13 protein-coding genes and 2 tRNA genes are annotated in these 12550 nt (G+C 55.7%); 3 read left to right on the forward strand and 12 right to left on the reverse strand.

Features of this window, described 5'->3' with window-relative positions; translation table 11 throughout:
• Positions 1-74 precede the first annotated feature (74 nt).
• From CLR77_RS16415 to dapA, 5 genes are all read right to left on the reverse strand, one after another.
• Positions 75-1082: an NAD-dependent epimerase gene (locus tag CLR77_RS16415; RefSeq protein ID WP_097461774.1), complete on the reverse strand. Its 1008-nt coding sequence runs from the start codon at positions 1080-1082 to the stop codon at positions 75-77.
• A gap of 41 nt (positions 1083-1123) precedes the next feature.
• Positions 1124-1867, reverse strand: coding sequence for a TIGR04219 family outer membrane beta-barrel protein (locus tag CLR77_RS16420; protein WP_097461775.1), 744 nt, complete (start codon positions 1865-1867; stop codon positions 1124-1126).
• 52 nt (positions 1868-1919) lie between these two features.
• Complete coding sequence (gene purC / locus CLR77_RS16425) at positions 1920-2633, reverse strand: phosphoribosylaminoimidazolesuccinocarboxamide synthase (RefSeq protein WP_097461776.1); 714 nt, start codon at positions 2631-2633, stop codon at positions 1920-1922.
• A gap of 59 nt (positions 2634-2692) precedes the next feature.
• Positions 2693-3790 carry an outer membrane protein assembly factor BamC gene (gene bamC / locus CLR77_RS16430; RefSeq protein WP_097461777.1) on the reverse strand — a complete coding sequence of 366 codons (1098 nt, stop codon included), beginning with the start codon at positions 3788-3790 and terminating at the stop codon, positions 2693-2695.
• A gap of 96 nt (positions 3791-3886) precedes the next feature.
• The gene (gene dapA, locus CLR77_RS16435; RefSeq protein WP_097461778.1) at positions 3887-4762 is read right to left on the reverse strand and encodes a 4-hydroxy-tetrahydrodipicolinate synthase; all 876 of its coding nucleotides are present in this window, start codon (positions 4760-4762) and stop codon (positions 3887-3889) included.
• 291 nt (positions 4763-5053) lie between these two features.
• Here dapA and CLR77_RS16440 point away from each other — a divergent pair, with 291 nt between their 5' ends.
• Both CLR77_RS16440 and CLR77_RS16445 read left to right on the forward strand, forming a co-directional pair.
• A complete protein-coding gene (locus CLR77_RS16440) occupies positions 5054-5602 on the forward strand; it encodes a glycine cleavage system protein R (RefSeq protein ID WP_097461779.1) in 549 nt (182 codons plus the stop codon).
• 77 nt (positions 5603-5679) lie between these two features.
• Positions 5680-6147: a peroxiredoxin gene (locus CLR77_RS16445; protein WP_097461780.1), complete on the forward strand. Its 468-nt coding sequence runs from the start codon at positions 5680-5682 to the stop codon at positions 6145-6147.
• Positions 6148-6205: 58 nt separating this feature from the next.
• Here CLR77_RS16445 and CLR77_RS16450 read toward each other — a convergent pair whose 3' ends face one another.
• Both CLR77_RS16450 and CLR77_RS16455 read right to left on the reverse strand, forming a co-directional pair.
• Positions 6206-7270 (reverse strand): AI-2E family transporter, encoded by a 1065-nt coding sequence (locus tag CLR77_RS16450; protein ID WP_097461781.1) that lies wholly within the window; start codon positions 7268-7270, stop codon positions 6206-6208.
• Positions 7271-7355: 85 nt separating this feature from the next.
• Positions 7356-7613, reverse strand: coding sequence for a sulfurtransferase TusA family protein (locus CLR77_RS16455; RefSeq protein WP_097461782.1), 258 nt, complete (start codon positions 7611-7613; stop codon positions 7356-7358).
• Between the two features lie 317 nt (positions 7614-7930).
• Between CLR77_RS16455 and CLR77_RS16460 the strand changes: the two genes are divergently transcribed.
• Positions 7931-9367: a M48 family metalloprotease gene (locus CLR77_RS16460; protein WP_097461783.1), complete on the forward strand. Its 1437-nt coding sequence runs from the start codon at positions 7931-7933 to the stop codon at positions 9365-9367.
• A 43-nt stretch (positions 9368-9410) separates the two neighbouring features.
• Here CLR77_RS16460 and nadA read toward each other — a convergent pair whose 3' ends face one another.
• From nadA to pal, 5 genes are all read right to left on the reverse strand, one after another.
• Positions 9411-10472 (reverse strand): quinolinate synthase NadA, encoded by a 1062-nt coding sequence (gene nadA / locus CLR77_RS16465; protein WP_097461784.1) that lies wholly within the window; start codon positions 10470-10472, stop codon positions 9411-9413.
• A gap of 274 nt (positions 10473-10746) precedes the next feature.
• Positions 10747-10822, reverse strand: a tRNA-Lys gene (locus CLR77_RS16470).
• A 123-nt stretch (positions 10823-10945) separates the two neighbouring features.
• Positions 10946-11021, reverse strand: a tRNA-Lys gene (locus CLR77_RS16475).
• An 85-nt stretch (positions 11022-11106) separates the two neighbouring features.
• Positions 11107-11943 (reverse strand): tol-pal system protein YbgF, encoded by an 837-nt coding sequence (ybgF, locus tag CLR77_RS16480; RefSeq protein ID WP_097461785.1) that lies wholly within the window; start codon positions 11941-11943, stop codon positions 11107-11109.
• Between the two features lie 34 nt (positions 11944-11977).
• Positions 11978-12547 (reverse strand): peptidoglycan-associated lipoprotein Pal, encoded by a 570-nt coding sequence (gene pal / locus CLR77_RS16485; RefSeq protein WP_097461786.1) that lies wholly within the window; start codon positions 12545-12547, stop codon positions 11978-11980.
• Positions 12548-12550 lie beyond the last annotated feature (3 nt).

The raw sequence follows: 12550 nt of genomic DNA on the forward strand, positions 1-12550 counted from the left end.
CAGCCCCTACGGCTGGGCCCGAGTCCGCACCGACCCAGTACAGTACGCCTCAAGCCCCGCTAAAGCCGTCCCCATCACCCGTGATAATACGCCAGATACCAGTCCACAAAGCGACTGACGCCCTCTTCCACTGTCGTTGTCGGCTGATAGCCAACATCGTCAATCAAGGATTGCACGTCTGCGTATGTTGCGGGCACATCGCCAGGCTGCAAAGGAAGCAGATTCTTTTGTGCAGTTTTGCCCAAACGCGTCTCGAGTATCTCAATGAAGCGCGACAACTCGATCGGATTGTTGCTACCGATGTTATGCAGCCGAAACGGCGCCTTACTGGTACTAGGATCCGGCTGCTGCGGATTCCAATCAGGGTTAGGCTCAGCAACATGATCAAGCGTTCTAACAACCCCCTCCACAATATCGTCGATATAGGTAAAGTCCCGCCGATGATGCCCATGATTGAATACGTCGATAGGCTCCCCTGCCAATATCTTTTTGGTGAAGGTGAAGAGCGCCATATCGGGACGCCCCCAAGGGCCATAGACAGTAAAAAATCGCAAACCAGTCGTGGGCAACCCATATAGATGACTATAGGTATGCGCCATCAGCTCATTGGCTTTCTTGGTCGCCGCATACAGGCTTACCGGGTGATCAACGTTATCATGAACCGAGAACGGCATAGCCTCGTTCGCGCCATACACGGAGCTGCTGGAGGCATACAAAAGGTGCTCCACCTGGTTATGCCGACATCCTTCGAGGATATTGAGAAAGCCCACCACATTGGCGTCAACATAGGCATGCGGATTCCTCAACGAATAGCGCACCCCAGCCTGAGCCGCCAAGTGCACTACGCGCAGGGGCTTGTACTGCGCGAAGACATCCGCCATGGCTTCCCTGTCTGCAATATCCTTGCGCACTTCCGTAAAGTCGGCATGGCACTTGAGCTGATCGAGCCGAGATTCTTTCAAGCTGACATCGTAGTAATCGTTGACGATATCCACGCCGATAACTTCATCGCCGCGCGCCAACAGTCGCTGTGCCAAATGAAAGCCGATAAAACCTGCCGTGCCGGTCACAAGCACTCGCACCAGCTATCCTCACTTCTTGCCCAAAATCAATTGTCGGCGCGTCAGAACGCCACACCAACCTGCACATAGGGGCCATGTAACTTGACGTCGACCCCGATACCGTCGATATCGTCCACCTTCATGGCCATCTGCCGATAACCGGCCTGGAGATTGAAGACCACCAAGCGGTAATTCACATACGCAGAAGCGTCGTAGAGGTGCTTGCCACTGTATGCAATGCCGTTACCTTCAGCCCCAACGGACAGACCTGTAGCCGGCAGGTCGAACCGTGCAGCCGCGTATAACATGGGAACAGCGGTATTGATACTGGTATTGCTTTGCTGGGTACCGTTGGCCTGGCGAACGTTGATATGCCCACTAAACACCTTCCCCGTCAAACCCAGATCCAAATGCACCCAGTTATCCAACAGCTGGTAGTAGAGGGTCAGATCGTAGTTACTCAAATCCAGATTGGTATGGACGTCGCCGTTAAAACCATCATAGGTCTTATTGAGCGGGATGGAGCCATTGGCCACCTGGTCCATCTTGTAGTACTGGAATTTGAAATCCGGCAAGAAGGGGACCGGGTGCTGAAAGGAGAAACTCATGACGGCAAAGGAGCTATCATGAAATCCCAGATCATTGTCGATGCTGACATTGTCTGCGCCGTTCTTGACAGTGCCCGAATGCGTCGCCTGCCAGTAAGCCACCGACGCTGAAGCCCCGAAAGTCTCCGCCTGTGCCTGAAGCGGCCCCCAAAGACAGAGCCCACCAACCATTACGCCTACCAAGCCTGCCTTACGCATGCCGATCCCCTATTCGAATTATGATGACTTCCATTGCTGCCGACACCGACGCTCAATCAAAGGAAATACCGAGGCGGCGCCCCACTTCCTCATAAGTTTCGATGACATCCCCCAAATCCTGGCGAAAGCGGTCTTTATCCATTTTCTTGCGGGTGCTCTTGTCCCAGATACGACATCCATCGGGACTGAACTCGTCGCCCAAAACAATCTCATTGCCAAAACGGCCAAATTCCAGTTTGTAATCCACCAAAAGCATATCCCCCTGGTCAAACAGCGCCTTAAGCACATCGTTGACCCGAAAGGATAATGTGCGCATTGTCGCCAAGTCGGACTCGGTAGCCCACCCAAAAGCCGCGGCATGTGACTCGTTGATCATGGGGTCATGCAACGCGTCATTTTTCAGGAACAGCTCAAAGGTGGGTGGATTCAGCGCCAGGCCCTCTTCAACGCCCAGACGACGGCACAGGCTCCCCGCTGCGAAGTTACGCACCACGCATTCAACGGGAATCATATCCAGCCGCTTGACCACCGATTCGGTATCTGACAAAACCCGCTCAAAATGCGTAGGAATCCCGGCCGCCTGAAGCTTTTCCATTACGAAGGCATTGAAGCGGTTATTAACCATACCTTTGCGCGCCAGCTTCTCCTTCTTCTGGCCGTCGAATGCCGACGTATCGTCCCGGAATACCATGATATAACGGTCCGGATCATCGGTGAGGTACACCGATTTCGCCTTGCCGGCATACAACTCGTCACGCTTTTCCATCAATCATCTCCAAATACCATGACCGAACCGGCCTCCCACTGAAGGATGAGCCTGGTCGATTAATACATATGTTCGTAAATCGTCGACAGCAACCGCGCGGAGCGGTCCGTACCGTCGTAGTCCGGTGCTCGTTGCGCAGTCACAATAAGATCATTCTTGTCGTCCCTCGCCAAATGCACCAGGAACGTATATTCCGACTTGGGTTTGGAGCGGAACCAACTGAACCAACCACCGGACTTTTCATCTTTGGTCCGGAAATCAACATACCACAGCCCCTGGCTGCGATTGATATCCACAATATCGACATGTGCATCGCCCAATGCCCGCCCCACCTCGGACCAGGCACGATCATAGCCCATATTCAACAACAGGTGCGGCTGGCCATGCTCCTGTGAGATCAATTTCACCTTGGGCGTACTGGAAATCTGCAGTGCCAGGCGCGAATACGACTTGGTATTCTCCTGCGTCTTCAGGTAGTCCGAAAACTGACTCAGCATCTGCCGCTCAAGTGCAGCGTGCTCGCTTCCCTTCGGCCAGGCCAAAAGACTATCGGGAGCCGCATCAAGGTCACGTACGCGGAACTGAACCTCCGTCGTACGGCGACGCAACCCGGGCGCCAGCTTAGCCTGGACGACCCTCACCTTCTTGCCGATTGCCTGGTCGCTTGATGCAGCGGCCTGACCGTCACCTTTCAACGTCAGCCAGCGACTGGCCTTCAGATGATCGTTGGTCGGCACGCTCTGCATCAGGCCCGAACGAGGCTCTTGCTGCGCCAGATCCAGGCCATGATCTTTCAGGAAAGCGATGGTCGCCGGCCAGATACGGCCAGGTTCTTCATTCACCAATAACCAGGTCTGCCCATCGAGCTGCTCGATCACATAATTCTTATCGAGGATGTCCGAGGTGATATCCGGCGGCTTGGGCAACTGGTACTGTTTGTTCAGGACCCGCTCCCTGTTGACCTTGGGAATGGGGTGTAGCGGTTTAATCTGGTCGTCATTGGCATTGGCTGGAACCTTGACCGGTGGCAGCGACGCAGCCTGAAGATATTCATTGGAGCGATCATGGACGATGCCGCAGGCAGATAGACTGAAAAAAAACGGAACCACGATCAGAAAGCGACGAAGATTCAACGGGGAATACTTGCTATGGAGCATGCAGACTTCCTTAACGAGAGACGGCGTCAGTGGCCGGAGACAAGGGAACCTTCTGACGCCGTTTACAGTCGGCGCTAAGACAAATGCGGTCGCGGCTTACAGCAAGCCCGCAGCATTCAGTGCTTCGCGCACTTCGGCATGGTACTTTTCGTTCAGCGGAACCAAGGGTAGCCGAATCCCCTCCGCAATCAATCCCATCTGCTGAAGCGCCCATTTAACAGGAATGGGGTTCGCTTCGACAAAGAGCTTGCGGTTCAACGGCATCAACCGATCATTAATCGCCGCCGCCGTTTCTGCATCACCCGCCATGGCTGCAGCGCAAAGACGAGCCATTTCCGCGGGCGCCACATTGGCTGTCACCGAAATATTGCCTTTCCCGCCACGCAACATCAGTTCCATCGCGGTAGCGTCATCGCCGGAGTAGACGGCCATACGATCTCCCACCAGGGCAATCAACTCTTCGCCCCTGGGAATATTACCCGTCGCATCCTTGATGCCGACAATATTGGGAATATCCGCCAGGCGAGCCACCGTCTCGTTCAACATATCGCACGAGGTTCTACCCGGCACGTTATAAAGAATCTGTGGAATATCAACCGCTTCGGCGATAGCACGAAAATGCCGGTAAAGTCCTTCCTGGGGCGGCTTATTGTAATAGGGAACAACCAGCAGACAGGCGTTCGCACCAATCTCGCTGGCCGCCCGTGTCAGGTCGATCGCTTCTGTCGTCGAGTTGGCGCCGGTGCCGGCGATCACCGGAATTCGCCCATTAACCCGCTCCACCACCCGACGTATCACCGCGCAGTGTTCGTCCGGGTCCAGGGTGGCAGACTCTCCCGTGGTCCCAACGGCAACGATACCGTTCGTGCCGTTATCGATATGAAAATCGACCAATCTATCCAACCCTTCCCAATCAAGGGCGCCGTCAACGTGCATCGGCGTAGCCAGGGCGACGAGGCTTCCAGTGATCATGTCCGCTCCGAAACTCGTAAAACGCTAATGGTAATGTGCGGATAGCAGCCGACACAAGGCCTCAAACTGTCCCAGGGAGACTCAGCCACAGTATCGGACCACGCAATACCCGACCGGAGCCGCATTCGAAGGTTCCCTCTCAGGCAAGGCTTGACTTGTCCACCGCACACATCGACCATGATGGCGTCGAAGCGCCCGCTCCGGCGGGCTCCTGTCCCGTCGCCGGGCCTTCCCCCAACGGACCGCTCCCGGTCTTTAGTGACGATACTCCCTGCTCGACAAGGCCATACCATGCTGCACCCGGTAAAACGTGAAAACTACCTCGTCATCACGGCGGTGGGTAAAGAAGAACAAGATGTGCTGATCGAAATCTCCGATCAGGTTGCAGCACTTCGTTGCACCATTCTCGATTGCCGCATGACCGTACTGGGCGAAGAATCTGCGGTCTATATGTTGGTCACCGGTAAATGGGACGCCCTGACCAAGCTGGAGTCGGCGATCACTGAATGGAAACGTGGCCTCGATTTCGAGGTGTGTGTCGTTCGCACCCCCAGCCGCCCAAACCGTCCAGGAATGCCCTACAGCGTCAATGTGGTTGCCGCCGACGGTCCTGGCATCGTCCATGACCTCGTTGTCTTTTTTGCCGCACGCAATATCGGCGTCGAGGACCTGCAGGCGACCACTTACTGCGCGCCTCAGTCCGACACCCGAGTTTTTTCCATGAACATGATTCTGCGCCTCCCGGCCACCACGCACCTGCCTGCCCTGCGTGAAGAGTTCATGATGTTCTGCGACGAACGCAATCTCGATGCCGTAATTGAGCCATTACGGGGCTCCTGACGTACCCTAACAGCGTCCAGTCAGCCTCTTTGCGCCGCCCTGGAATTCGCCCTAAATCAACTGTTGGAGACCCGCAGATGTCGACAGTACAACTCGATAAAAAAGTGGATGACTTCACCCTCCCTGCAACAGGCGACCAGGAAATTCGCCTGTCGGATCTCATCGGCAAGAATGTCGTCATCTACTTTTACCCGAAGGACAGCACCCCGGGCTGCACCACCGAGGGCCAGGATTTCCGCGACCATTACAGCGAATTCCAGGCGCTCGACACCGTCATTTTCGGCATTTCGCGGGATGGACTGAAGTCCCACGAGAACTTCAAAGCCAAACAAAGCTTCCCCTTCGAACTCCTTTCCGACAAAGACGAAACCGTCTGCAAACAGTTCGATGTCATGAAACTGAAGAAGCTATACGGCAAAGAATATATCGGCGTCGATCGCAGCACCTTCCTGATCGACAAAACTGGCGTGCTGCGCAAGGAATGGCGAGGCGTCAAGGTAAAAGGCCATGTGGCTGAGGTTCTGGAGGCGGTAAAAGCCCTCTAGGCAAACCCCGCCGTAAGCTGTTCGGCCCGCCCACCTATGCCGAGGCGGGCAGCTTCCGTCAGGATGAGTTTTCGGCCGTATGCACCGGCCAGGCCGATAGAACCGCTTTCAACAGGGTCGCCAACGGTATCGCGAAGAAAACGCCCCAGATCCCCCAGATCCCGCCAAAGAACAACACTGCCAGTATGATCAGCACTGGATGCAGATTGTTCACTTCCGAAAAAAACAAGGGAACGAAGACGTTACCGTCGATCGCCTGAATCACGGCATATATAACCATCAGCCAGATAAAGTGCGAACTCAAACCGAACTGGAACAAGGCGATCATGGCAACCGGAATGGTTACCACGGCCACGCCGATATACGGGATCACCACAGACAATCCGACCAGCATCGACAGCAAGGCCGAGTAGTGCAACCCCATCGCCTTGAACGCAATGTAGGTCGCCCCTCCCACAACCACGAGCTCCAGCGCCTTGCCCCGGACATAATTGGCGAACTGCAGATTCATCTCCTGCCAGATTCGCTGCATCATCGGCCGCTCCCGTGGCAGCAGCCGGGCCAGCCCGTTCAGGATAACCACTTTGTCCTTGAGCAGGAAAAACACCAGGATCGGCACCAACACGAGGTAAATCAACCAGGCCACCAGATTGGGGATACTCCGCAACGAGAACGACAGGACCCGCTGCGTCATATGCCCGACCTCACTCGTAAGCTGGGTAAACAGGTCATTGATTGTCTGGACAGAGATCAGGTGTGGATACTGGAACGGGAGTCGCTGTATCGCGTCCTGGGTGGCACTGAACATTCGCGGCAGCTCGCTGACCAATGACGTCAACTGCGTCCAGAGCAAGGGTAAGAGCCCGAGCGTAAACCCCATCAACAAGCCGACGAACAACAGGAATACGACAACGACCGCCAACTTCACCGGCAGCCCGAAGGATACCAGCCGAGTGACCAGTCCCTGGAGGATAAAGGCAATAATCACCGCAGCGATAATCGGCGCAAGAATTCCGCCCAGCACGACAACGACAAGCGTCGCCAGCACCAGCATCAACAACAGAATGATCGCCTCTTCGTCTGAGAAATACTTCTCCGCGATTGCTTTAAGAACCTTGATCATGGCTATCTACACACCATCAGCGTCAGGTGGCACATCGTACCGGCGCCATCGAACGCCAGTGGTGATGTCCAGGTCAGGAATTGTCTCAGGAAGACTGCCCACAACGAATAAAAAACCGGAAGCGGTCTGCAGCCTCTTCCACATCGACAAGCTCGTGATAGGACAACTTGATAAAGGCAGGGATGTCACGCAAAGACCCGGGGTCTGTAGCGACCACTTCAAGGACATCTCCCGCAGACATACCATTAAGCGCCAGCTTGGTTTTGAGTAACGGCATGGGGCAAGTCAACCCGGAAGTATCCAGGACACGCTGCGGCGTCGATACGGCTTCAGTTTTTCGCATGAAATTAAGTCGAGCCTCCTGACGCGACGATATTAACGGGACCGTTGGCCGCCGTTTCGCCAGCCTTTCCGTAAATTCATCGAGACGCCTGTGATAATGACATAAAATCAGGTTTAATCCCTACAACAGAGGGAATTACGCAAACACAGCGAGCCGCTGAGTGGCAGTACAATGCCATAACACAAGGTGGCAGACCACCGCATCTTCCACCAATGCACAACCCTGTTGGAAAGACGCATTTTACAACCGACACGACCTGACACATGCAGCTGACGCCAAGATACTTTTGCCCGCCAAAGAAGCGCACGAGCGCCTGCATGGCGACTTTTTTGTCCTGGGTATTGCTGCTACTGGCGATACCAGTCACCGCCACTTGGGCGGACGACACGACACTCCCGAATTTGGGAGGCAGTGGCGGCGGCCTGTTTTCCAGCCAACAGGAAAACGAGATCGGTCATCAGGTACTGCGCTCTCTGCGCAAGTCAGGCGCATTGCTCAACGACACCCTTACCCTCGACTACCTGCACACCCTCGTCTACCGACTGGTTCCCAGCGCACCTCTCGACGATCGCAATCTGACAACAATCGTCATCAACGATCCGCAGGTTAATGCCTTTGCCGTGCCGGGAGGGATCATTGGCGTGAACGGCGGTCTCTTTGTCCATGCGCAGACAGAACAGGAGTTCGCGGCCGTATTGGCTCACGAGCTGGGGCATCTGTCCCAACGACATTTCGCCCGCCAGTTAGAACGGGAAAAATCCGATATGCCCTGGACGGTGGCCGGCATCATCACCGGATTCATTCTGGCCGCCGTCACCAATTCAGATGTCGGCATTGCCACCATCGCCGGCACCCAGGCAGCCAGCGTCCAGAAAATGCTACATTACAGCCGGGAGAACGAGCGCGAGGCAGACCGGGTCGGCCTGCAGATTTTGGCCGATTCGGGCTTTGACCCCCGCGCCATGCCGAAGATGTTCGAGGAACTGCTCAGGGAATCCCGCATTCAGGGGACGCAATTGCCAGAGTATCTTTCGAGTCACCCGGTGACAGAGTCGCGTATAGCGGACACTCGCAACCGCGCTGAGCAATATCCTCGTCGCAAATACCACGACAGTCTTGAATATCACTTGGTGCGTTCACGGATGATGGTCTATTTCGCGGATTCGCCGGATGCGGCAGTGCGTCAATTCCAGGCCCGCGTAGATGATGCCAGCAAAGGCGGCAGTCAGCCCTTACGCTACGGACTCGCTGTCGCCCTGATTCAGGACGGCCACCCCAAAAAGGCCATGCCGATACTACAGCGGCTTCTCAGTGAAAACCCCAACCGTATTACCTACGAGGTCACCCTGGGTAACGCTGAGCTAAAGGCAGGGGAACCCGCCGAAGCCTACAACAGGCTGAGCGACGCGCTTTCACGCAATCCCGGAAACCTTCCCATCATGGCGGAGTTGGCCAAAGTGGATATGCTCGACAATCGACCAGAAGAAGCCGCCCTACTGCTGCGTCATCTCACTACAGACCACCCCCAGGATGCCTTTCTCTGGCAAAGCCTGGCGGATGCCGAAGGCAAATCGGGAAACATCGTAGAAGTGCACTTGGCTCGCGCCCAGTACGACCTGCTGATGGGGAATCCGCAATCCGCCATGCTGCAGTTGCGGCAGGCCCTGGCCAAGGCGGGAGACAACGGCCCGGTGCAGGACATCATTCAACAGAGAATGGAAGAGGCCCGTAAGCTTCAGCGGGAAGCACATTGATCGCCAAGGGTTATCACTGCGCGCCCGGAAGCGCGCAGGCGACTCAAGCGTTACCCGCCACCCTCACCTGACGCTGCGCGGTAAAGTCCAGCATCCGTCGCAACGGTTCCAGCGCGCGAACCCGCATATCCTCGGGCACATGAATCTCCTGACCACCCTGCTGAAGCGTCTGCAGCAGGTTCTCCAAACCATTCATGGCCATCCAGGGGCAATGCGCGCAGCTCCTGCAGGTGGCACCGTTACCAGCCGTTGGCGCTTCGATCAGTGTTTTATTCGGCGCCAACTGCTGCATCTTGTAAAAGATGCCGTTGTCGGTCGCGACGATGAAGCGCTCCTGCTCCATAGTCTGCACTGCCTGGATCAGACGTGACGTTGACCCAACCACATCGGCGAGGGCAACCACGGATTCCGGGGATTCCGGATGTACCAGCACAGCTGCGTCGGGATAAAGCGCCTTCAGGTCTTCCACGCCGCGAGATTTGAACTCTTCATGCACAATGCACGAACCATCCCACAGCAACATGTCGGCGCCGGTGGTGCGCTGTAGATAGCTACCAAGGTGCCGATCCGGTGCCCAAAGGATCTTCTCACCCTGCCGGTCGAGGTGTTCAATAATGTCCTGGGCGCAGCCTGAGGTAACCACCCAGTCGGCGCGGGCTTTCACGGCAGCAGAGGTATTGGCATAGACCACGACGGTCCGATCCGGGTGTGCATCGCAAAATGCCGAAAAGGCGTCGATCGGGCAACCGATGTCCAAAGAACAGGTTGCCTCAAGCGTCGGCATAAGAACACGCTTTTCCGGATTCAGGATCTTCGCTGTCTCCCCCATGAAACGAACACCCGCCACCACCAGCGTGGACGCAGGGTGATTATTGCCAAACCGCGCCATTTCCAGCGAGTCAGAAACACAACCACCCGTCTCTTCCGCCAACGCCTGGAGATCCGCATCCGTATAGTAATGCGCGACCAACACGGCGTCCTGACGCTTTAGTTCGGCCTTGATATCCGCCAACAGCCGCTCACGAGTCTCAGGACTCAACGCAGGCGCTTCATGCTCATGGGCCAGGTACTCCTGGACGAATATCCGGTTCGAGGTATTACTCATCGCGCTCTCGCTCACCGTAGTTCTGCCCTTCAATCACCCACATATACAATAGGTTGCTCTCGAGATATGGGGGCGGGCCAGGAATTATACACCGTTCACCCACGTAAAATTCACAGCATAACGGTCATATACGCAGGTTATCATTTGGAAAGGCATTATACGCCATACTTGCCCAAGCGGTTTCTCCGCGAATGGACCGGTAGGGGAAAATGCAGGATATAGCAGGCTTTAAAGAAATCGGGCCGAGCGCCCAATGGCAACCCGGCCCGAAGAATGGTGGGTCGTGCTGGATTCGAACCAGCGACCAATTGGTTAAAAGCCAACTGCTCTACCAACTGAGCTAACGACCCAAAAACGTGCTGAGGACTCTTTGTGACAGTGTCATTCAGTATCACCGACAGACTACTCGACAATACATTCCTTACTTTGTCACCACCCTTGGCCGAGGTGCATAGAGCGACTCAGGAATTCGGTGGTGGGTCGTGCTGGATTCGAACCAGCGACCAATTGGTTAAAAGCCAACTGCTCTACCAACTGAGCTAACGACCCAAACGAGGCGCATATGGTACGGATTTTTCCGGGGTTGGCAAGTCCTTTTTTACACCCAACCACAATCCATACAATAGATTGCACCTCACTTCTTGGCGGACGAGCTGCCACTCCCTGCAAGACCATCCAGGTACGCCTGCGCAAGATCTGCCGCATGCGTGCTTGGATACTGGCTCTGAACCTGGCCAAGCAGCTTACGCGCCTCAGCCGTGTTACCCATCCGGTTGTTGACGACGGCCAGCTTATACAGCGCGTCAGGCGCCTTACGGTGATCAGGATACTGGGTGGTCACAATTGTGAATGCCTGCTTCGCCTGCTCCAGCTGAGGCTTGGCGAGATAAACTTCGCCGAGCCAATAATAGGCATTTACAGTCAGGTCACCCTGCGGATATTTCGAGATGAATTGATACAAGCGATCTATGGCACTATCGTATTGCTTGTCCTTGATCAGCTTGCGAATCGCCTCGTAATCCGCTGACTCCTGTGCAGTCGGTGGCGCATATTTACCGTTGGCTCCCCCTGCCCCGGAACTCGCGCCCGCAACGCCGGCTCCAGCCTGTGCACTGCCAGTCTCCGCCACGCCACTTGCCGAAGAGGGAGCATTCTGCGCCGCAGACGTAGACAAGGCAGCCAGCTTCTTATTGAGATCCAGGATACGCTGATCGAGGTCGATATAACGATCCTTGGCCTGGCTTTGCAGCTGATCGATACGATGCTGCTGTTCCTCAAGTTTCCCCTCAAGACGGGAAACCTCTTGCTGCAACTGCTGGATCATGAAGTACAGCTGGGAGGTGGCATTACCGCCACTCGAACCCGACGCTGCCGCAGAGTCAGCGGTTTGATACGCAGGTACCGGTTGCGCAAAGGCGCCGCCCCAGCAGGACAGGGACAGCGCCATAGCAACCACGAGTCGTTTTCTCATGGTCAGTTCGACAACTTATGTCTGAGTCGGAATGTTATTTGTAGATCAGAACAACGCGACGGTTCTTGGCCCATGCCGCCTCATTGTGACCCGGATCTGCCGGATTTTCCTCACCGTAGCTGATGACCGAAATCTGGTCTGCGGATGCACCGTTCAGCACCAGGAATTGCTTGACAGCGTTGCCACGACGCTCGCCCAGTGCAAGGTTGTATTCCTTGGAACCGCGCTCATCGGTATAGCCCTGAAGCTGAACCTTGGCGCTCGGATTGGCAGCGAGATAGGCGGCGTGGGCCATCAGGGCATCGCGGGCTTCCGGCTTGATTTCAGCCGTATCGAAATCGAAATAGAAGGTGCGGACCTGACGCAGTGCCGCTTCCTGCTGCTGCTTGGTCTGCTGTTGCTGAGCACTCTGGCCTTCCGTCGACGTTGACGAGGAAACGCCACCGGCACCGTTGCCGGAATAAACCTGCGCACCACCATTCTGATCCGTCGGAGCCACTTCCGACGAGCCCTGGCCAGGTTGCGTTGCCGTTGAACTACAGCCCGCCATGACGGCCATGGACAGAATCAGCACCACTGCTTTTTGCTTGACTGAGTCGATCATATT

Source organism: Mangrovitalea sediminis (genome assembly GCF_002514725.1).
GTDB lineage: Bacteria > Pseudomonadota > Gammaproteobacteria > Pseudomonadales > Oleiphilaceae > Mangrovitalea > Mangrovitalea sediminis.